This is a genomic window from Cyclobacteriaceae bacterium (assembly GCA_025808415.1).
Lineage (GTDB): Bacteria > Bacteroidota > Bacteroidia > Cytophagales > Cyclobacteriaceae > UBA2336.
This window is the reverse complement of the sequence record CP075525.1, coordinates 2,099,531-2,120,113: the sequence shown is the minus strand read 5'-3', so window position 1 is coordinate 2,120,113 and position 20,583 is coordinate 2,099,531. Positions and strand designations below refer to the sequence as shown.

Genomic DNA, 20,583 nt, shown 5'->3' with positions numbered 1-20,583 from the left:
TTTTCATAACATTGTACATAGAATTTACCAATGGGCCCTTTACATCCACTGAATAATTTCAGGAGTGACATACCGGCTTCAATAGTCGTATTTTTAGTGGCGTTGCCGCTTTGCCTTGGCATTGCGCTGGCTTCGGGAGCTCCACTATTTTCAGGTATTATTGCAGGTTTCGTGGGAGGGATAGCCGTTGGCTTTTACAGCAAATCGGCCTTGAGCATTAGTGGGCCGGCTGCAGGGTTAACCACCATCGTATTGGCATCCATCCACCAGCTTGGAGATTATAAATTTTTTCTGGTTGCAGTAGTACTGGCCGGTGTGCTGCAAGTGGTATTAGGTTATTTACGGGCAGGCACTATCGGAAATTATTTTCCCTCGTCTGTAATCAAAGGTATGTTGGCCGCCATCGGGCTCATCCTTATCCTCAAACAAATTCCGCATGCAGTAGGCTATGATGCCGATTATATTGGCGATGAAGATTTTTTGCAACAAGATGGAAGGAATACATTTTCAGAACTCATATATTCGTTAAATGTCATCCAACCGGGTGCTGCAATAATCTGCCTGCTATCGATTGGTATTCTCATACTATGGGAAAAGCCGTTTATACGCAATACCCGGTTTGCCAAAGTAATACCCGCCCCACTGTTGGTTGTATTCTTAGGTGTTGCGTTAAATGAATTATTCAACGTAGCCATTCCTGGCTTTCATGTAACCTCGGGGCACCTGGTTTCATTACCTGTATCCGAAAATCTGGCTTCATTTTTTAATCAATTCACGTATCCGGATTTCAGTGCCTTATTCAATCAAAACGTGTGGGTAGCGGCTGTTACTATTGCCGTTGTCGCAAGCCTGGAAACGTTATTAAGCATTGATGCCATTGATAAACTTGACCCCTATAAACGCCTGACCCCCTTGAACCACGAGTTAAAAGCACAAGGTGTTGGCAATATGCTTAGCGGGCTTATGGGCGGGTTACCCATTACATCGGTAATTGTAAGAAGCTCGGCCAATGTAAATTCAGGAGGGAAAACAAAAACCTCTGCCATGGTTCATGGGCTGCTGCTACTGATGACGGTGATTGCAATACCAGGGCAACTGAACAAAATACCACTGGCTTGCCTGGCAGCCATCTTATTGATGACCGGTTACAAACTAACAAAGCCATCGCTGATTGTTACCATGTTCAAAAAGGGTTGGGGACAATTTATACCATTTGCGATAACCATTGTGGCCATTTTGCTTACCAACTTGTTGCAAGGTATTTTTATTGGATTGACCATTGGGCTTATTTTTGTGTTGCGAACGAACTTTCACAAAGCTTTATTCTGTGTTCGTGAAGGCAACCGTTACCTCGTACGGCTTACGAAAGACGTTTCGTTTTTAAACAAGGCGCTACTTCGAAACACCTTGCGCGAAATCCCTAACAACAGTCATGTGATTATTGATGGCGTGCGTTCAACCTTTATCGATCATGATATACTGGAAACCATACAGGAATTCCAACAATCGGCCCTAAGCCGGAACATTTCGGTAGAGTTGAACCAATCTGTAACTGCGGCAAATCCATTTTTTAAAGCATGACCGTACGCGAACGACTATTATTGGAAAGCAAGGCCTGGGTGTTGGAAAAACTCGCCCTTGACAAGGGTTATTTTGAGCGGCTTTCATCCATGCATGTTCCGGAGATTTTGTGGATTGGTTCTTCCGATAGTCTGATACCCGTCCGCGAAATTACCAACACTGAACCTGGCCAGGTATTGGTTTATCGTAACATGGGCAACCTGGTTAAAGAAGACGACTTGAGCCTGATGGCATTACTTGAAGATGCGGTGGAAAATGCCCGTGTAAAAGTCATTATACTTTGCGGTTACAGCCATTGCAGTAGCCTTCGTGAAGTTATAAAGGGAACAGAAAAACCCTTTATTCGCGAGTGGCTTGCAGACCTTCGAACACTGTACGGACAACATCGGGAAACATTGGACCTACTTGCTTACGAACAAAAAGAAAGGCGACTAGCCGAACTTAACATTGCGCAGCAGGTTAAAAATCTTAGCAACCTTGAAATCATAAAAAAGGCCTGGCGGTTAAGTGCTTACCCTAAATTATACGGCTGGTATTTTGATTTAAATACCGGTTCCTTTACGGAAGTAGTGTCTGTCGATAAAGGCATACCTATCGACACGGATCGCTTAAATTAAAATACCTACTTTACTTCTCTCTGTTATATTTGCAGCCAAAGCAAAGGCTTTCATGAACAATTTTGTAGAAGAATTACGATGGCGGAGCATGTTGCACGACATTATGCCGGGCACCGAAGAGCAACTCCTGAAAGAACCAACCGGTGGTTACATTGGCTTTGATCCAACGGCAGACTCCCTGCATATCGGGCACCTGGCGCAAATCATGACACTCGTTCATTTCCAGCAAAGCGGGCATAAACCCTTTGCCCTTGTAGGCGGGGCAACCGGTATGGTGGGTGATCCATCCGGTAAATCGGCTGAACGAAACCTGCTTTCTGAGGAGGTACTTCACCACAATGTTACCTGTGTAAAGAAACAACTTGAAAAATTCCTCGACTTTAGTGCGGGAACATCAGGCGCTGAAATGGTTAACAACTACGATTGGTTTAAAGATTTTCGGTTTCTTGATTTTATCCGCGATGTTGGCAAACACATCACGGTAAATTACATGATGGCCAAAGACTCGGTAAAAAACCGTTTAGAATCGGGCTTATCGTTCACAGAATTCAGCTATCAGTTAGTACAAGGCTACGACTTCTACTACCTGTACACCCATAAAAATTGCAAATTACAGATGGGCGGTTCCGATCAGTGGGGTAACATTGTCACCGGTACCGAACTGATCAGGAGAAAAGCCAATGGAGAAGCTTATGCCTTAACCACTCCCCTCATTAAAAAAGCAGACGGAACCAAATTCGGAAAAACAGAAGGCGGAAACGTTTGGCTTGATCCAAAAAAAACAACGCCTTATGCGTTCTATCAGTTTTGGCTCAACACATCCGATGAAGACGCGGCCAATTACATCAAAATATTTACCCTAAAATCAAAAGCGGAAATTGAAGGGTTGGTACAACAACATGCCTCCGCACCACATTTGCGGGCACTGCAACAAGCCCTGGCCAAAGATATAACCGTTCGTGTCCACACCGCAGCAGCCTATGAACAGGCTGTAAAAGCATCCGGTATTTTGTTTGGAAATTCAACTACTGAAGACCTTGAAAGCCTGGATGAAGAAACCTTATTGGCTATAATGGAAGGCGTACCCAAGGCAACAATCAACCGATCCGTTTGGGAAAAAAAGCCGGGTATTGTCGACTTGCTTTCTGAGCTTACAGGCAACCAGATTTTTGCTTCCAAAGGCGAAGCGCGAAAGATGATACAGGGTGGCGGGGTTAGTTTGAACAAGCAAAAGATTACCGACTTTAATCAGGAAGTAGAGCAATCTTTGTTGCACAACAGGTATATACTGGCGCAGAAAGGGAAGAAGAATTATTATTTGATTGAAATAAACTAGAAGAGCCGAACTAAGTCAGCTCTTCTAAAAATTTTAAGCAGCAGGCTCTCACTTTATTTTTTACCAAACAATCTGTAACCTGCTGATATCTGGAAAACATTATTCGTGATTTTTCCATCATTATTATCCAAATCATATACATTTGAGAGGCCTAGTACGTAGCGAGCCGAAAGGTTTAAACCCATCGGCAAGTTAATCCCTAAACCAAATCCAGCAGCAACTTCTAATGATTGAGTATCCTCAATGTCCTCAGAATTACCATCGAACTCACCTTTAGCATTCATTAAAAAACTAAACTGTGGACCAACATGAAGATTAATCATGTCGTTAATATTGTACCGCAACATAACTGGAACTGCAACATAGTTCCAGGTTTCCTTGTAAGTATCTCCACCACTTTCCACCTTAAAACCAACGCTATTAAACAATAGCTCAGGCTGAACAGAGAAGGAGCCACCAAAAGGCAAATTCAAATATCCTCCAACATGAAAGGCGAGCTTTGAATCAGGTGAAAAATTGAAACCTTCAACATCAATCTTTTGGTTAGCAATATTAACACCAAACTTAACCCCACCCTCAATTTGCGAATAACTGAGAAAAGTTATACAAACAAGACTGGCAACTGCAATTATTTTTTTCATGATTTTTAAGTTTTGTTATTACTAAAGATGTAAATAAAAACTTTAATCACCAAATTCCTACTTGCCTAACTTTATGAGTTTGTAACCCAGGGATACCTGTAGCACTTGGTTTTTTACCGCATCAAAAGAAGGATCATCTTCAATTTTTGAAAGCCCCAAATTGTAGCGTGCATCAATGGTCAAACCAAATGGCAAATCCCAACCGGCACCGATGCCCAGACTAAGGTCAGAACCTTTAAAGCTGTCCTTTACATTGTTGCCATCAATTTCTGCTTTGCTCAAGAATCCGAACTGAGGACCAACCTGTAAGTTGATACCTGCAATGGTGTACAATTTCAACATTACCGGTATGTTGATGTAATCAAAATTACCTTCTCCCTCATCGGCATTGAAGCGAAACTTTGACCCCTGTTGAGAGAAAATCAATTCGGGTTGAATACCAATCTTTGAAAGTTTGATCAACGCAAAAGCACCACCATGAAAACCGGTTTTGTTCTTTACACTCCCACCAAAATCGTTAACATCAAACTTTGCAAAGTTCAAGCCGCCTTTTACACCCAGGGCAAACTGGGCTTGTGAAAACGCAGTGGCAGAAAACAATACCATAAATGCTACTACTAAATTTACTTTTTTCATATGAATTAAGGGTTTAAGACTTTTCTTTTTAGACAACATTTATACCAATTCTCCACTAAACTATATGATTTAGAAGATTTTTATCAACCGGGTAGGGCAAAGTGGCTTGAAGGCCACTAAAACTCTGATTTTCAAGCTGAATAGTCGTTAATGCATGCTCATTACCAGCCCAAGCCCTGCGGGCAATACCGTTATTAACATCAAAGTACAGCATGTTTCGCAGCTTCCTTGCTGCATCTTCACTTCCATCCAACACCAAACCAAAACCGCCATTGATAACCTCGCCCCAACCTACGCCCCCACCGTTGTGTATGGACACCCAGGTGGCTCCCCTGAATGCATCACCAATAACGTTGTGGATGGACATGTCGGCTGTAAATTTTGATCCATCATAAATGTTGGATGTTTCGCGGAACGGACTGTCGGTTCCGGAAACATCATGATGATCGCGACCTAAAACAACCGGCCCGATCTTTCCTTCTGCAACGGCTTTGTTGAATACTTCCGCTATCTTAATCCTTCCTGCAGCATCGGCATAAAGAATACGCGCCTTAGAGCCTACCACTAACTTATTTTGCTTGGCCTGGCTGATCCAATTTAAGTTATCGGTTAACTGCGGTTGGATTTCACGGGGAGCTGTTTTTAAAATTTCTTCCAGGGTCTCCTTTGCAAGTTTATCGGTGTAGTCAAGATCAGCATCCTTACCCGAGGTACATACCCACCTGAACGGACCAAAACCATAATCAAAACACATAGGTCCCATAATGTCCTGAACATAGGATGGATACCTGAAATTTATTCCATCCGAAGCCATTACATCTGCACCGGCACGTGAAGCCTCAAGCAAAAAAGCATTCCCATAATCAAAGAAGTAGGTTCCTTTCTTCGTATGCTTGTTAATGGCATCGGCATGTCTGCGTAAGGATTGCTGAACGCACTCTTTAAACTTCTCTGGATTTTCTGCCATCATCGTATTGGCTTCATTGAAACTCAGTCCTACCGGATAATATCCACCCGCCCAGGGATTATGCAAGGAGGTTTGATCGGAGCCTAAATCGATATAAATATTTTCCTCATCAAACTTCTCCCAAACGTCTACAATGTTTCCCCGATAGGCAATGGAAACTACTTCTTCATTTTCCTTTGCTTTGCGCACACGGATGACCAATTCATCAAGATTTTCAGTCACCTCATCAACCCAACCTTGTGCATGGCGCTTTTCGGTGGCCTTATCATTTACCTCAGCAATCACTGTGATACAACCGGCAATGTTTCCTGCTTTTGGTTGTGCTCCGCTCATACCTCCCAAACCCGATGTAACAAACAGTTTTCCTGCAAGGCTTTCACCGGATTTGGCAATCATTCTTCCCGCATTCAAAACTGCAATGGTGGTGCCGTGCACTATTCCTTGCGGACCAATATACATGTATGAGCCTGCAGTCATCTGTCCGTATTGTGTAACGCCTAAAGCATTGTAGCGTTCCCAATCATCCTGTTTCGAATAATTGGGTATCATCATACCAGTGGTAACAACAACCCGAGGTGCATCTTTTGAAGATGGAAACAAACCCATGGGATGACCGGAATACACATGGAGCGTTTGCTCGTCCGTCATGGTGGCGAGGTACCTCATGGTTAATAAGTATTGTGCCCAGTTTTGAAACACGGCCCCATTGCCACCATAGGTAATCAACTCATGCGGATGTTGTGCCACAGCCGGATCAAGATTGTTCTGGATCATAAGCATGATTGCTCCGGCCTGTTGTGATTGAAACGGATAGTCACTTAAGGGACGAGCATACATTTCATAATGCGGACGAAACCTGTACATATAGATTCGTCCATATTGAATCAGTTCCTGATAAAACTCCCGGGCTAAAACTTCATGATGCTTGGGATGAAAATACCGTAAGGCATTGCGTACCGCTAACTTCTTTTCTTCCTGAGTGAGAATGTCCTTTCGTTTGGGCGCGTGATTTGCTGAAGTGTCATAGTCCCGAACAGGGGGTAACTTATCCGGAATGCCCTGTAGTATCTGTGCTTTAAAATCCAGCATCAATGTTTAAGTGTTTCGTTAATCTGAAAATCGATGGCTTTGTAGTTGGCCTTTGTATACTTATAGCCAATATCAAAAATTTCTTTACCCTTCGCGAGGTCGAACGTATTGAACTTGCCTAAATCGGGTGGTTCAATAACGTATGTACAATGTGTTTTACTAATGGTCGTATTAACGTTTATTGCAATGAGCAAACTGCGTTCGGTTATATCTTTTACGCTGCCCAGGTCGAACCGTTGTTGCACCGGGTTGCAATGGCTTCCAATAATCATGTCGCACTTGCCTACAAGGGGCCTGACGGGAAGATTATCCATAATGCCACCATCCACATAGAAATTATCCTTTTGCTGAACCGGATTAAACAACGCTGGGATGCTGGATGAAGCAATCACTGCCGGGATAAGCTCCCCTTCATTAAAGTAGACAATCTTAGCCAGGCGTATTTCGGTAGCGGCAACGGTAAGCGGAATTTTAAGCGTGCCGAAATCATTTTCGGGCATGCAACGAAGCATCATGTCTTTAAAACCGTCCATGCTCAGTAAACCGGTCCACGCCCAGGCAGGCCGCACGGAGTTTAGAAAACCCATCTGACTGATAAGGCTCAGCGTTTCATCGGGCGTATAACCGTAGCAATAAAACGCTCCGGCAATAGCTCCGGCACTGGTACCCGATACCTCATAAAACCGAAGACCAAATTCTTCCAAGGCTTTGATCACACCCAAGTGAGCCATTCCCCTTGCTCCTCCTCCCGATAATGCCAGCCCTATCTTCATAATTCTGCAAGCTTAAATACCTGATCAACACGTACTCCTTTACCGGTATGCCTAACCGTACAGCATTCATTTACCGGGTCATGTTCAAAAAATAAAACATAACCGTAATCGGCTGCTTCCTGAAGAAATTTGTTCTTTTCTTCAAGGGTTATTAACGGTCGTGTATCATAACCCATTACATAAGGTAATGGTAAATGGCCAACAGAAGGAAGCAGATCTGCCATATAGCAAATGGTTTTTCCTTTATAACGAATCATAGGGATCATCATTTTATCCGTATGGCCGGAGGCGAAGAAAATATCAAATTGAGAAAAAGGTGATTCGTTGTGTTGGTCAACAAACTCCAACTGACCGCTTTCTTTGATGGGCAAAATATTCTCTGTAAGAAAACTTGCCTTCTCGCGTGCATTCGGTTCGGTAGCCCATTTCCAATGATCGGCATTTGACCAATAGCGTGCCTTGGGGAATGTAAGTTTAAATTTATCATTTATCCGTTCCACACCTCCTCCACAATGATCGAAGTGGAGGTGGGTATGGAACATATCGGTGATGTCATTAGCAGAGAACCCAGCCTGATGGATTGATTTCATCAGCGACTCATCGCCATGCAGGTAGTAATGACTAAAGAATTTTTCATTTTGTTTATCTCCTATACCATTATCGATTAAGATCAACTGGTCGCCATCTTCAATAAGTAAACAGCGCATGGCCCATGCACACATATTGTTGGCATCGGGTGGATTTGTTTTTTGCCAGATGGACTTCGGGACTACACCGAACATAGCTCCGCCATCAAGTTTAAAATATCCGGTATGGATTACATGAAGGTTCATCTTTCTACACGATCAGTATGATGTTAAAAAATCTTATAAAAATAAAAGCTTCAAGCCGTAAGCTACAACCTGTAGCTAAAAGCTTGAAGCTTAAGGCATTTTTAACAATCATTCCTTAACAACACCCATCGCACAAAACTTATCAATGCGTTGCTGAATGCGTTGGTCTGCCGGAAGCTTGTTTAATTCTTTCGTAGCTGTAAGGATAATTTTTTTAATTTCTTCGGCCATCCACTTAACATCGGTATGCGCCCCGCCCAAGGGTTCCTTAATTATGCCATCAATCATTTTTAATTGCAGCATATCTTTAGCGGTAAGTTTTAAAACTTCCGCAGCCTGTTCTTTATAGTCCCAACTTCTCCACAAAATGGAGGAACATGATTCGGGCGAGATAACGGAATACCAGGTATTCTCCAACATGTATACGCGATCGCCAATACCAATGCCCAGTGCACCACCCGAAGCACCTTCACCAATAATAATACAAATTACGGGTACCTTAAGGGTGAACATTTCTTTCAGGTTACGGGCTATTGCTTCACCTTGTCCGCGTTCCTCGGCTTCAAGGCCCGGGAAAGCCCCTGGGGTATCAATAAAAGTTATAATGGGCTTGTTAAACTTCTCAGCCATCCGCATAAGCCGTAAGGCTTTGCGGTAGCCTTCAGGGTTGGCCATACCAAAATTCCTGATTTGGCGCTGCTTGGTATTCCTGCCTTTTTGCTGACCGATCAACATAAATGTATGGCCATCGATTGTGCCAAAGCCACCCACCATGGCTTTGTCATCCGAAACATTCCGGTCGCCATGCAATTCAATAAAATCGGTAGTAATGGAATAAATGTAGTCTAAGGTATACGGCCTATCGGGATGACGGGAAAGCTGTACCCGCTGCCACCCGGTAAGGTTTTCAAAGGTTTCCTTTTTAAGGTCGAGTATTTTTTTTTCTAAGGCCTGAATGGCATTGTTTACCGATTTGTCATTATCACCTGCCAATTGCTTCATATCATTTAACTTGGCCTCCAGTTCTGCAATAGGTTTTTCAAATTCAAGCAGCATAGCATAAAATCTTAGGGGACAAAGTTAGCAGTAATACCGAATTAGAGAACGAAACTAACCTAAAAGTACATAAACAAAAAACCCTGTAAATTTTTGATTTACAGGGTTTTAAGCGGACCGGACGGGACTCGAACCCGCGACCTCCTGCGTGACAGGCAGGCATTCTAACCAGCTGAACTACCGGTCCTTAAAAGAGTGTGCAAAGATAGCTTTGCCAATGGTTTCTCCAAAAATTAGTGTTAGAAAATTGCCGGGCTTATCCATGGGTTTGGTCATCTATAGTAAGCTTACGAACCATAACCGGGCTTAATGCATCGGCATATACACCGTAGGCATCAACCAGTAAACCTTTCATGCCTGTTGTAGATGAAATAGCAAAAAGTATTGCGCTGTCATCCGGGTTTGTCATCCCTTCAAAACGATGGACTTCATCCACATGAAATTCTTCCGGTGCCAACCTTACCTTAAGCGAAGGGCACTCAATCCATTCAGGGTGCAGGTTGAAATCCTGTACGTAACCTTGCTGCTGACGGGCCTTTATTGCACCGGCCAGTGAATCGTACGTCTTCATTGTGTTATTTCAAAAATGAAGTATACATCCAAACCAGTTTTTCCTGTTCGCGAATATAATCGCTCATCAATGCATTGGTGCCTTCATCATCTGCATCACTTGACATTCTCAATAGTGTACGCTCCTTAAAGAGTAATACTTTATAGCCATCCACTATTGCCTGAACCGCCTTAAAGCCATCGGATATGTTTTTATGTTCTTTGATTTCCGATTGTTGGATATAATCCGAAAAAGTATGCAAAGGTGTGTAACCCAAGGTTAAGATGCGCTCGGCTATTTCATCAACCTTCACCAGGGCATCGGTATAAATTTCTTCAAATTTAAGGTGCAGTTCAAAAAACTTCTCCCCTTTTATGTTCCAGTGAAAGGCCCGGGCGTTCATATAAAAGATCTGGTAGTTTGCCAACAGGTCGTTTAGCGCGTTGGCCAAAAGCTGCATATCCTGTGCGGCTAATCCAATTTGATTTGTCTTGGTCATAACAAATAGGTGTTTAATTAAAAATACTATTTTTAGAACATAATTGACCATGAAAAAAATCGTCCTCCCGGCACTTTTGTTCTTTATTATTTTTTCTTCCTGCAGCCCATCGGCAAGCAGTGCCAAAGCGGTAAAACCCAGGTACCATCATACCTGGTATAAAAACCATGTGTATAAAAGGAAGTGGCAAGTGGGGCGAATAAAAATACAACCCGAAAAACAGGGCGTTAAAAAGGTGAAAATGAGGGGATGATCACTGAAGCCCTTTCAATATCAGGTCAAGGTTCTTTCGAAAGAAAAATTTAAGCGGGCTAATTTGATTGATATGACCGGCAACAATAGAGCCGAGTAAGGTCGTCAACAGCAAATTTGTTATATCCCTTGTTGATGATGACTTGGTAAACTCACGCCTGAAAATTGCTTCCAGCGTAAACTTCTCCAACATCTGATCCAGGGAATGGATCTCCAATGATTGAATCGTGTTAATTTGCGGGTACAAAATAGCTTTCTCTTCAGCCTTAACCGGAAACGGTTTTAGCGACCGTTTGGCATCGGCCAGGTAACCTAACAAGCTAAGCATCATGCCTGGGTGCTTTTCGCACTCTTCACTAAGTTTATCGCTCAGGTAATAGATGCCTTGCAGTCCTTCTTTAGGTTTGGCCAATAGTTCCACGGCCCTGTCGAGGCACCAAACCCTGAAATAGTACAACAACAAATCTTCTTTTTGCGGAAAGTACTTGAAGAAAGTAACCTTACTTACTTTTACACGGGCACAAAGATCATCTACGTATAAGTCTTCAAACGGTCGTTTGCCAATCAACTTCAATGTATTGTCCAGTATATGGACCTTTAAGCGGGCAGCTTTTTCCTTTCGTAAACTCATCAGCTAAACTTTACTTAAGTTGGTATTTAATTAATACATTTAAGAAAACGTAACCAATATATTTATGCTAAAGCGTACAATCCTGCTTTTAATTGTTGTCGCAGTCGCTGCATGTAAACCCGAGATAGGTCGCGAGCCATTAAGAGGCCTGGTTGCCGATTCGGCCATGGTGGTGTCCGCTCACCCCTTGGCTTCGAAAGTTGGATTGGAAATTTTGAAAAAGGGAGGCAATGCAGTGGATGCGGCCATTGCTACACAACTAGCCTTGGCTGTGGTGTTTCCAGCTGCCGGAAATATTGGTGGCGGTGGGTTTATGGTGGTACGACTGAAAAATGGTGAGGTGGCGGCATTGGATTACCGTGAAAAAGCACCGGCTGGCGCAACTACACATATGTATTTAGATAAAGAGGGTAACGTAATTGAAAACCTGAGCACGGCCGGCCACCTGGCGTGTGGCGTTCCCGGTTCAGTGGACGGCATGGTGGAGTCGCATAAAAAATACGGGTCGTTACCTTGGGCAGAACTGGTACAGCCGGCCATTGATCTTGCACAGAATGGTTTTCCGTTAACTGAGCGGGAAGCAAAATGGTTGAATGAACTACAAGAGCGATTATTGAAGTACAATACGGTTAAACCTGATTTCCTTCTTCGCGAAACATGGCGTGCCGGTGACACCATTTACTGGAAGGACTTGGGAAAAACACTCGAGCGCATACGCGACAACGGACGGGCGGGATTTTACGAAGGAAAAACAGCCGATGATATTATTGCGGAAATGAAACGTGGCAAAGGATTGATCACTGCTGCAGACTTAAAAAATTATTCATCTACCTGGCGCGAGCCGGTAACTGCGTCTTATAAAAACTACAAGATCATTTCCATGCCTCCCTCATCCAGTGGCGGGGTATGTCTTGTTCAGCTATTAAAATCAGTTGAACCCTACCCCATCAGCCAATGGGGCTTCAATAGCCCCGAAACCGTTCACCTGATGGTGGAAGCAGAACGCAGGGTTTATGCCGACCGATCCAAATACCTGGGCGACCCGGATTTTTACGAAGTGCCTGTTCAGCAAATGATTGATGCCGAATACAACAAAAGCAGGATGCAATCCTATGATCCAAAGAAAGCCACACCCAGCACAGAAGTTAAACCAGGCCTAATTGAAGGATACGAATCAGAAGAGACCACTCATCTCTCAGTAGTTGATAAGTATGGCAATGCTGTTGCAGTAACCACAACTATTAACGGCTGGTTTGGCAATTATGTGGTGGTGGCCGGTTCAGGATTTTTCCTGAATAATGAAATGGACGACTTTAGTGCCAAGCCCGGTGTACCCAACATGTTTGGCGTGTTGGGTGGTGAAGCAAATAAAGTAGAACCTAATAAACGCATGCTCAGCGCGATGACACCCACCATTGTTGAAAAAGACGGTAAGCTATTCATGGTTGTTGGAACACCTGGCGGAAGTACCATCATTACCTCAGTATTTCAGGTTATTCTTAATGTGATTGAGCATGGCATGGGCATGCAGGAAGCCGTTAATGCTAAACGGATACACAGTCAGTGGTATCCGGATGAAATTGCTCCTGAGTACAAAACCTTTTCAGAAAAGGATAGTCTGAAATTGGTTTCGATGGGGCATTCGTTCAAATCGCGCAAAGCAATTGGCCGGGTTGACGCTATTCTGGTATTACCCGATGGAAAACTAGAAGGTGGAGCAGATCCACGAGGCGATGATAAGGCAGCGGGTTTCTAGAAAGTTTATTTCTTCTTGATAATAAATTCCACCCTGCGGTTAAGTACCCTGCCTTCCTCGGTATCGTTACTGGCCACAGGTTTGCTTCCGCCATAGCCCTTGCCGGTAATTCTTTTTTTATCAATGCCTTTTGAAACAAGATAATCTTTTACCCGGTTAACCCGCTGTTGAGAAAGTTCCATAAGTTGCCGAAATGATCCCCGACTATCGGTATGACCTGCCAGTTCAATTTCAACCGTTGGGTTAGTCTGCATAAAAGCTACCACCAAATCAAGTTCCTGATAAGAATCCGGAAGCAAGGCGGGTTTACTTTGTACAAACAACACACTCTTCAGGTTTACTGTGGCACCAATGGCAATGGGCTGAAGCCTGAAATTCATTTCAAGCTCGCGTAACTCAAGTGTATGCAGATCAAGTTTTTCCAATGAACTGATGTACCCATCGGCAATAACCTCCAGTGAGTAGGATTCTGTAGAAATTACGTTTATAGAATAACCCTGTGCTCCCTGAGCTTGTGAAGAAAATGCTTTTCCTGAACCCGTGAATTTCAAATTCGCACGAACAGGAGAATCGTTGATAGCATCGTATACTTTTCCAAAGATGCGGATTTCATTTTCAGCAAGTACATCATATTTTTTCTCCCTCATTTTGATGACCGTATCCGGAACGACCACTAAAATTACTGTACTGTCTTTTGGTTCAGGAATGTAGTAACGAATGTCGCCATAGCCATCACTATTCTTGGTACTGGTGTATAAGGAATATCCAAACGAATCGTAGGCTCGAAAAAATAATTCCCGGCCTTCTGAATTGATCGGGGTATTGATGTTTACCGGTTCGGACCAACGTAAAAAAGAATCATCCAGGCGCTTGCTATAATACACATCGAAACTACCCAACCCTCTTCTTCCATTACTTGAAAAATACAATATGCTGCCATCTTCGCTTAATGACGGACTAAGTTCCTGAAACTGGGTGTTGATTGTTGCACCAAGATTTCGTGGCTCCGACCATTTTCCATCGGCACCGCGTACGGAGATGTACAAATCCTCTACACCATATGAGCCATAGGTTTCTGCGGAATAAACAAACAAACTTCCATCTGCTGCTACATGGCCACTCTGTAAGGAAGACTTGTTTTGAAAGTATGGAATAAAAATATTCTCAGGCCTTGACCACCCTGATCCAGTTTTTGTGGAAACCGAAATTCCCTGCGTACGTGCCAGCCCTGATGGATCATAATGGCTTAACAAAAACATCCGGCTCCCGTCATTAGAGAAGCCGGCAACGCCATTATAGCCACGGTTGTTTAACACAGGGCCAGCATGCACCGGAGCCGACCAGCCATCGCCTATCCATACCGAAAACCAGATATCACCAGGGTCTCGTTTTCCATCAATGTTTTCAGGATGGTTGCCTCGGGTGAAAAAAAGTGTCTTACCATCAGGACTAATCACAGGATTCTGCTCATCAAAAGCTGAATTAACCAGCGAAAATGAAGATGGAGAAAAAGCCGATTGTGCTAACCCGGAAAAACTTAAACAGAAAAGTACAAAACCAAAAAACCTATTCATGAATACCACACCTTAAATCTTAAATCTTAAATCTTAAATTTTGAATCCTGCTCACCCACTTATTCCCCCTCACCCAAAAACGCCAGGGCAAGTTAGCATCGGCACCTGCATAATCAATGCCAATACGTTTACCTGCTTCAATATACTTTGAGTTGATCTTCATGCCGATATCTTCTATCCAAACATCATCATCATATAAGCCTTTGCCATTATAGGTGCGATCAATGCCTAATGCACGGGTCAATTTACCCGGCCCGGAGGTAAGTTGATAAAGACTTACCTGCCCCCTGCGCCTATACATCTCCTCCACTCCGGTTACGGGCTCAATAGCACGGACCAATACAGCATCCGCCACACCGCGTTGATTGGTAACAACATTAAACAGGTTATGCACGCCATAACACAGGTATACGTACGCTCTTCCTCCTTCCTCAAACATAACTTCATTGCGAGCTGTTTTTCTTCCGCCATACGCGTGGCAACCCCGCTCCTTCCACGAATAAGCCTCAGTTTCAACGATTATGCCACTTGTTTGTGAACCATCGTTGGTTGTGACGAGAAGTTTTCCGATCAGGGATCTCGCCACGGAAACAACATTTTTTCGTGTATAAAAGGATGGTTCAAGCTTCATACGATCAACCTTTCTTAAACCAAAAGAATCACTATTTTTGCTTCCCTCAAACGATTTAACCCTTATTAAAAATGAGTGCTATGAAAAAAGTATTGCCCCTTTTATTAGTGGTGGCTTGCCTGGCTGTTGAAGCCCAGATACAAACCCCTGCTGCAAGCCCGGCTGCTACCGTAAGTACCGTTGTTGGTTTAACGGATGTTAAAGTAACCTACGCGCGCCCTAAAATGAAGGGCAGAAAGATTTACGGATCAGGCAGCGACTTCCTGGTGCCTTATGGAGAACTCTGGAGAACCGGTGCCAACCAAGGTACGGTGATCAGTTTTTCGGATGATGTGAAAGTTGACGGAAAAGACGTTAAAAAGGGTGACTACCTCCTCCTTACCATCCCCGGTGCCAGTGAGTGGACAGTAATCCTCTACAGTGATGTGGCCATGGGTGGTAACACAGCAGCCTACGACAAGTCTAAAGACGCTGCACGTTTTACTGTGAAGCCTGAAAGGCTAAGCGAGCGCATAGAAACCTTTACCGTAAACATCACGGATGTTTCCGATGACAACACCAAAGCCAACATTCAGGTAGCCTGGGAAAACACATCGGTGAAATTTGGTATTACAGTGGACTACGATGCCAAGGTGATGAAAGCCATTGAAGCAGGCACCAAGGTAAATCCAGGTAATTACATAGCAGCTGCCAACTATTACTTTGAAACCGGCAAAGATTTGAAGAAAGCATTGGAATGGATAACCATAGGAATCGACACCGGCAATCCAAATGCCTTTTGGAACATTCACACCAAAGCAAAAATTCAACATGCTTTAGGCGACTATAAGGGCGCATTGGCCACAGCCCAACTTTCTATGGATAAAGCTAAGGCAGCGCCAAGTGATTTTGGTTATGTTAAACTAAACGAAGACCTGATTGCGAAAATCAATGCCGAGATGCCAAAGACTCCGGCTAAGAAAAAGTAAACCGGTCAAATAAATATTCAAGAAGGCAGTCTAACCGGCTGCCTTTTTTGTTTACTTGTAAAATGGCTGATTCTCACTTCGACTACATTGTTATTGGCTCCGGTTTTGGAGGCTCCGTTTCGGCTATGCGCCTGGCCGAAAAAGGTTATAAAGTTTTGGTAATTGAAAAGGGCAAGCGTTGGTCGGCCAAGGACTTCCCTAAATCCAACTGGAACCTGAAAAAATATTTGTGGCTTCCATTTTTACGTTGGTTTGGTTTTTTACGGTTGAGCTTTTTTAAAGAGGTATTTATTTTAAGCGGTGTTGGGGTTGGCGGTGGTTCACTAGTGTATGCCAACACGCACATGATGCCTCCTGATGCATTTTTTAAAAACCCGATCTGGTCTGGCCTTAAAGACTGGAAAAGCATACTCGCTCCGTTTTACAACAAAGCACTTTTTATGCTGGGCAGTGAAAAGTATGAAAAGGAAAATACCGAGGACCTGGTTTTAAAAGATGTTGCAAAAGAAATGGGCAGGGAATCAACCTACGGACGAGTGGATTATGTGGGTGTTTACCTGGGGGACTCAAAAAAAGAAGTTGATCCATATTTCAAAGGTTTGGGGCCATTGCGTAAAGGGTGTACAGAGTGTGCAGGTTGTATGGTTGGTTGCCGGTACAATGCTAAAAATACATTGGATAAAAATTATCTCTGGTTTGCTGAGAATTTGTTTGGTGCCAAAGTGCTGGCAGAAACAAAAACAACTAAAATTGAAGTCCTAGCCGACCAATCGTACCGGGTGCATACACAATCCAGTACAGGTTTCTGGAAAAAAAAGAAATCAACATTCACAGCAAAGGGTGTTGTAGTAAGTGGTGGAGTGTTAGGTACTCTTGACTTGCTACTGAAACAGAAACATGTCTACAAAACCCTTCCCCTGCTTTCCGATAAACTGGGTGATAACCTGCTGACCAATTCCGAAATGCTATCGGGTGTAGTAGCAGCCGACCGAAAATTAAATCATGGCTTGGCCATCAGTTCAGTATTTAACCCGGATGAGCATACGCACATAGAGCTTTGTAAATTTCCAGACAAATCGGGAGCTATGATTCGCCTGGCCACTATGGCGGCAGGAAATGGCCATCCTGTTGTTCGCACCTTAAAAATGATAGGTAATTGCATTCTTCATCCGTGGGATTTTCTCCGCTCCCTATTTCAAACCAATACTGCGCGTAACTCCATTGTTTTCCTCATCATGCAATCGTTACCCAATGCTATGCAGATGAAACTAAAGCGAGGGCTATTTGGTCATTCACTTGCCTTCAAGAATAGCAGTGGCAATAAAGTACCCAGCTATATACCGATTGGCCAGGAAGCGTTATACAAGTATGCCGCTAAAGTAAATGGCGTGCCACAGAATGCATTCAGTGAAATCATGTTTGGTCTGGCTTCAACAGCACATATTTTAGGCGGATGTCCGATGGGTAAATCAGTAAAAGAAGGTGTTGTTAATGAACGCTTCGAAGTCCATGGTTACAAAAACTTTTACATTCTGGATGGCTCGATAGTTCCGTGTAACCTGGGGGTAAATCCATCGCTTACCATCACGGCATTGAGCGAATATGCAATGAGTCATATTCCTTCAAACACGGGTAATCCTGTAAAATCATTAGATCAACAACTAGCCGAAAGATAAACCTACATAGACACGACTATGAATTGGAATTTCACAAAAAGTTGCTCTACCTTTAACCAATGATTAACGTCAAATTGCTTTTATTAATTGCTCTTTGCGGCTTACTTTCCTGCCAGCGTGTAGAAAGAACGCGTCAGTCAACCGAAGAGACATCAGCAAAAATTGATTTACCTGAACCGCAACGCTTACCGCAGGACTTAAAAGTACTTACACTCAACGAGTCGTTTGAACAAGAACGACCTTTCCTTGACGATTACCTGTTTGGTAAATTTTTTCAGGACAGGGCCGAATTCTTTGTTATCCAGCATTCAAATTCAACAATTTTCGATACTCCCGTGAGTACGGTTGTGCTGTATTACCTGGATGGGGATCATTGCAAGACAAAATTCGTCATGACGAAAGATATTGGCGCACGATTAATGGCCGAGTATGGAAACTTCAAAATCGTTCCGTTGGATGAACCCACCAAGGAATTGCTATCGCAAGAAGAAATTGTTGTAACGGATAAGGATAAGAAAGTAATCAACAAAGCATTCAGGAAATACGAACTGCTCTGGAAACTGAATTCCAAAATTGTACGATACAAGGTCGATCTTGACAATCCAACCGAGCCATTCGTTTATACTGAGCATGTTCCCCAGTATGATAACCTGTACCGGAACCTGGAAAGCTCCAGCTAAAACCAGCACTTCGGTGTGCTTTTCGTGCTGATAATGCCCTGAAGCAGAATTGCTCCAACCACAACAATCACGCAACCTATAATATTATATAATAAAAATGCCAGGTCGGTAAAAAAGTAGCAATACAACACGACCACTTCTGCCAATAGCGCAGCCCAGAAAACAGCCGTGCCCTGAACACGCTTTACATAAAAGGCAGTTAGAAAAATTCCCAGAATAGTTCCGTAAAAAAGTGACCCAACAATATTCACAAACTGGATTAGGTTTTCAGCAAAGCTGGCCAGCATAGCAAATACCATAGCCAGTAAAGCCCAAATAATGGTAAACCCTCGTGAAGCTTTAAGGTAATGTTCGGGTGATGCATTTCTATTTATGGAGCGCCTGTAAATATCGGAAGCCGTAGTGGAGGATAAAGCACTCAACTCCCCTGCCATGGAGGACATCGCTGCCAGAAACATCACCGCCAGCAACAAACCAATAATTCCATGCGGCAGATTACTGAGCACAAAATTTAAAAAGATGTAATCACGATCCTGGGTTTTGGCCAAAGGAATTGCCTCTTTAATGGTAGCTTTAACCGAATCGCGTATCGACTTTTCTTTCAAGCCAAAACTTAGCACCGCCTCGCGTGATGTTTTGATTGCCAATTCATCTTCAGCCTGAATAGCCTGCACAAGTTGGTCAACCGCTACACGTTTTTCGGCATACAATTGGTCATACTCCTGTTCCAATGCACGCAGGTTATCACCTTGCGCAGTTTCAACAACGCGATTCTTCAAAACCTGATTATGAAAAACCGGGGGTTGGTTAAATAAGTAAAAGACAAAAACCAAAACCCCGATAAAAAGAATAACAAACTGCATGGGAATTTTTAGTAATCCGTTAAAAATCAATCCCAACCGGCTTTCCGCAATTGACTTTCCACCGAGGTAACGACCAACCTGCGATTGGTCCGTTCCGAAATACGATAAGAATAAGAATGTGCCCGCAATTAACCCCGACCAGATATTATAACGCTCATTCGGATTGAACTCCAGATCTACAAGATTAAGTTTACCCAACTCGCCTGCCAGGTTAACAGTATCAGAAAAAGAAATATGATCAGGTAATAATGTAAACGCCAGGATACCCGCCAATATCATCCCACCCATTACTACCGAAAGTTGCATGCGCTGCGTTAAACTTACCGCCCGCGATCCGCCCGAAACACTGTAAATGATAACCATTGCACCAATCAATAAGGTTGTAGCCGTAATCGGCCAACCTAAAATGGTTGACAGCACAAGTGATGGCGCAAAAATGGTAATGCCTGCCGAAAGACCACGGAGGAGTAAAAACAAACCGGCTGTTAGTGAGCGGGTCTTGAGGTCAAATCTCGATTCAAGGTATTCGTATGCCGTAAGAACATTTAACTTATAATAGATCGGCACAAAGGTTACCGAAATGATAATCATGGCTATAGGCAATCCAAAATAGAATTGAAGAAACCGCATACCATCTTCAATGGCTTGCCCGGGCGTTGAAAGAAACGTTATCGCACTGGCTTGTGTAGCCATAATGGAAATACCAATCATCCACCATTTTAGTGTGCCATCACCTTTCAGGTAGCTTTCCATGGTTTTATTACCGCGGGTTTTCCACGCACCATAGGAAACAATCGCGAGGATTGAGCCGAACAATACAATCCAATCCAGCAAACTCATGAATAGGAAAAGGTTAGGCAGAGATAAAGGATAATCTGTATCACGAGTGCTCCCAGCAACAATCCGTACCAGTGGCTCCACTTTTTAAATACAGGAGGATTTTCTGAACTCATGAGATAAGATTTTAGACTTCA

19 protein-coding genes and 1 tRNA gene are annotated in these 20,583 nt (G+C 43.4%); 7 read left to right on the top strand and 13 right to left on the bottom strand.

The annotated features are described in order from the left end of the window. Positions 1-30 precede the first annotated feature (30 nt). The 3 genes from KIT51_09825 to KIT51_09815 are packed head-to-tail and all read left to right on the top strand — an operon-like array spanning position 31 to position 3,534. Positions 31-1,581, top strand: coding sequence for a SulP family inorganic anion transporter (locus KIT51_09825; protein ID UYN85195.1), 1,551 nt, complete (start codon positions 31-33; stop codon positions 1,579-1,581). Then, positions 1,578-2,198, top strand: coding sequence for a hypothetical protein (locus KIT51_09820; GenBank protein ID UYN85194.1), 621 nt, complete (start codon positions 1,578-1,580; stop codon positions 2,196-2,198). Before KIT51_09825 ends, KIT51_09820 begins: the two co-directional genes overlap by 4 nt. 52 nt (positions 2,199-2,250) lie before the next feature. Further along, positions 2,251-3,534 carry a tyrosine--tRNA ligase gene (locus KIT51_09815; GenBank protein UYN85193.1) on the top strand — a complete coding sequence of 428 codons (1,284 nt, stop codon included), beginning with the start codon at positions 2,251-2,253 and terminating at the stop codon, positions 3,532-3,534. 53 nt (positions 3,535-3,587) lie between these two features. Here KIT51_09815 and KIT51_09810 read toward each other — a convergent pair whose 3' ends face one another. From KIT51_09810 to KIT51_09765, 10 genes are all read right to left on the bottom strand, one after another. After that, the gene (locus KIT51_09810) at positions 3,588-4,175 is read right to left on the bottom strand and encodes a PorT family protein (GenBank protein ID UYN85192.1); all 588 of its coding nucleotides are present in this window, start codon (positions 4,173-4,175) and stop codon (positions 3,588-3,590) included. 57 nt (positions 4,176-4,232) lie between these two features. Further along, positions 4,233-4,811, bottom strand: coding sequence for a PorT family protein (locus tag KIT51_09805; protein UYN85191.1), 579 nt, complete (start codon positions 4,809-4,811; stop codon positions 4,233-4,235). A gap of 55 nt (positions 4,812-4,866) precedes the next feature. Further along, complete coding sequence (locus KIT51_09800) at positions 4,867-6,864, bottom strand: urocanate hydratase (protein UYN88552.1); 1,998 nt, start codon at positions 6,862-6,864, stop codon at positions 4,867-4,869. A gap of 2 nt (positions 6,865-6,866) precedes the next feature. Beyond that, positions 6,867-7,640, bottom strand: a complete 774-nt coding sequence (locus KIT51_09795) for a patatin-like phospholipase family protein (GenBank protein ID UYN85190.1) — start codon at positions 7,638-7,640, stop codon at positions 6,867-6,869. Beyond that, a complete protein-coding gene (locus KIT51_09790) occupies positions 7,637-8,473 on the bottom strand; it encodes an MBL fold metallo-hydrolase (protein ID UYN85189.1) in 837 nt (278 codons plus the stop codon). The genes KIT51_09795 and KIT51_09790 overlap by 4 nt, the downstream gene beginning before the upstream one ends. A 108-nt stretch (positions 8,474-8,581) precedes the next feature. Beyond that, positions 8,582-9,529 (bottom strand): acetyl-CoA carboxylase carboxyltransferase subunit alpha, encoded by a 948-nt coding sequence (locus tag KIT51_09785; GenBank protein UYN85188.1) that lies wholly within the window; start codon positions 9,527-9,529, stop codon positions 8,582-8,584. Between the two features lie 113 nt (positions 9,530-9,642). Beyond that, positions 9,643-9,716, bottom strand: a tRNA-Asp gene (locus KIT51_09780). A gap of 69 nt (positions 9,717-9,785) precedes the next feature. Next, on the bottom strand, positions 9,786-10,100 hold the full coding sequence (locus KIT51_09775) for a phosphoribosylpyrophosphate synthetase (protein UYN85187.1): 315 nt from the start codon (positions 10,098-10,100) through the stop codon (positions 9,786-9,788). Positions 10,101-10,104: 4 nt separating this feature from the next. Continuing rightward, positions 10,105-10,578 carry a DNA starvation/stationary phase protection protein gene (locus KIT51_09770; GenBank protein ID UYN85186.1) on the bottom strand — a complete coding sequence of 158 codons (474 nt, stop codon included), beginning with the start codon at positions 10,576-10,578 and terminating at the stop codon, positions 10,105-10,107. A 253-nt stretch (positions 10,579-10,831) separates the two neighbouring features. Continuing rightward, a complete protein-coding gene (locus KIT51_09765) occupies positions 10,832-11,461 on the bottom strand; it encodes a helix-turn-helix transcriptional regulator (GenBank protein UYN85185.1) in 630 nt (209 codons plus the stop codon). 64 nt (positions 11,462-11,525) lie between these two features. On the opposite strand from KIT51_09765, the gene ggt reads away from it, so the two are divergent. Further along, positions 11,526-13,217: a gamma-glutamyltransferase gene (gene ggt, locus KIT51_09760; GenBank protein UYN85184.1), complete on the top strand. Its 1,692-nt coding sequence runs from the start codon at positions 11,526-11,528 to the stop codon at positions 13,215-13,217. A 5-nt stretch (positions 13,218-13,222) separates the two neighbouring features. On the opposite strand, the gene KIT51_09755 is transcribed toward ggt, so the two are convergent. Together KIT51_09755 and KIT51_09750 are read right to left on the bottom strand one after the other, a co-directional pair. Next, positions 13,223-14,791, bottom strand: coding sequence for an OmpA family protein (locus tag KIT51_09755; protein ID UYN85183.1), 1,569 nt, complete (start codon positions 14,789-14,791; stop codon positions 13,223-13,225). Between the two features lie 19 nt (positions 14,792-14,810). Next, complete coding sequence (locus KIT51_09750) at positions 14,811-15,422, bottom strand: DNA-3-methyladenine glycosylase (GenBank protein UYN85182.1); 612 nt, start codon at positions 15,420-15,422, stop codon at positions 14,811-14,813. A gap of 80 nt (positions 15,423-15,502) precedes the next feature. Between KIT51_09750 and KIT51_09745 the strand changes: the two genes are divergently transcribed. The 3 genes from KIT51_09745 (at position 15,503) to KIT51_09735 (ending at position 18,746) form a co-directional block, all read left to right on the top strand. Continuing rightward, the gene (locus tag KIT51_09745) at positions 15,503-16,390 is read left to right on the top strand and encodes a DUF2911 domain-containing protein (protein ID UYN85181.1); all 888 of its coding nucleotides are present in this window, start codon (positions 15,503-15,505) and stop codon (positions 16,388-16,390) included. 62 nt (positions 16,391-16,452) lie between these two features. After that, entirely contained in the window at positions 16,453-18,066 is a 1,614-nt protein-coding gene (locus KIT51_09740) for a GMC family oxidoreductase (protein ID UYN85180.1), read from the top strand. A 59-nt stretch (positions 18,067-18,125) separates the two neighbouring features. Next, positions 18,126-18,746 carry a hypothetical protein gene (locus KIT51_09735; protein ID UYN85179.1) on the top strand — a complete coding sequence of 207 codons (621 nt, stop codon included), beginning with the start codon at positions 18,126-18,128 and terminating at the stop codon, positions 18,744-18,746. Here KIT51_09735 and KIT51_09730 read toward each other — a convergent pair. Next, the gene (locus KIT51_09730; protein UYN85178.1) at positions 18,743-20,449 is read right to left on the bottom strand and encodes a sodium:solute symporter; all 1,707 of its coding nucleotides are present in this window, start codon (positions 20,447-20,449) and stop codon (positions 18,743-18,745) included. The two genes, KIT51_09735 and KIT51_09730, sit on opposite strands and share 4 nt — an antisense overlap. Positions 20,450-20,583: the final 134 nt, after the last annotated feature.

Coding starts and splice junctions, on each gene's coding strand:
- KIT51_09825 (UYN85195.1), top strand. CDS start 31: ATGGGCCCTTTACATCCACTGAATAATTTCAGGAGTGACATACCGGCT.
- KIT51_09820 (UYN85194.1), top strand. CDS start 1,578: ATGACCGTACGCGAACGACTATTATTGGAAAGCAAGGCCTGGGTGTTG.
- KIT51_09815 (UYN85193.1), top strand. CDS start 2,251: ATGAACAATTTTGTAGAAGAATTACGATGGCGGAGCATGTTGCACGAC.
- KIT51_09810 (UYN85192.1), bottom strand. CDS start 4,175: ATGAAAAAAATAATTGCAGTTGCCAGTCTTGTTTGTATAACTTTTCTC.
- KIT51_09805 (UYN85191.1), bottom strand. CDS start 4,811: ATGAAAAAAGTAAATTTAGTAGTAGCATTTATGGTATTGTTTTCTGCC.
- KIT51_09795 (UYN85190.1), bottom strand. CDS start 7,640: ATGAAGATAGGGCTGGCATTATCGGGAGGAGGAGCAAGGGGAATGGCT.
- KIT51_09790 (UYN85189.1), bottom strand. CDS start 8,473: ATGAACCTTCATGTAATCCATACCGGATATTTTAAACTTGATGGCGGA.
- KIT51_09785 (UYN85188.1), bottom strand. CDS start 9,529: ATGCTGCTTGAATTTGAAAAACCTATTGCAGAACTGGAGGCCAAGTTA.
- KIT51_09775 (UYN85187.1), bottom strand. CDS start 10,100: ATGAAGACGTACGATTCACTGGCCGGTGCAATAAAGGCCCGTCAGCAG.
- KIT51_09770 (UYN85186.1), bottom strand. CDS start 10,578: ATGACCAAGACAAATCAAATTGGATTAGCCGCACAGGATATGCAGCTT.
- KIT51_09765 (UYN85185.1), bottom strand. CDS start 11,461: ATGAGTTTACGAAAGGAAAAAGCTGCCCGCTTAAAGGTCCATATACTG.
- ggt (UYN85184.1), top strand. CDS start 11,526: ATGCTAAAGCGTACAATCCTGCTTTTAATTGTTGTCGCAGTCGCTGCA.
- KIT51_09755 (UYN85183.1), bottom strand. CDS start 14,791: ATGAATAGGTTTTTTGGTTTTGTACTTTTCTGTTTAAGTTTTTCCGGG.
- KIT51_09750 (UYN85182.1), bottom strand. CDS start 15,422: ATGAAGCTTGAACCATCCTTTTATACACGAAAAAATGTTGTTTCCGTG.
- KIT51_09745 (UYN85181.1), top strand. CDS start 15,503: ATGAAAAAAGTATTGCCCCTTTTATTAGTGGTGGCTTGCCTGGCTGTT.
- KIT51_09740 (UYN85180.1), top strand. CDS start 16,453: ATGGCTGATTCTCACTTCGACTACATTGTTATTGGCTCCGGTTTTGGA.
- KIT51_09735 (UYN85179.1), top strand. CDS start 18,126: ATGATTAACGTCAAATTGCTTTTATTAATTGCTCTTTGCGGCTTACTT.
- KIT51_09730 (UYN85178.1), bottom strand. CDS start 20,449: ATGAGTTTGCTGGATTGGATTGTATTGTTCGGCTCAATCCTCGCGATT.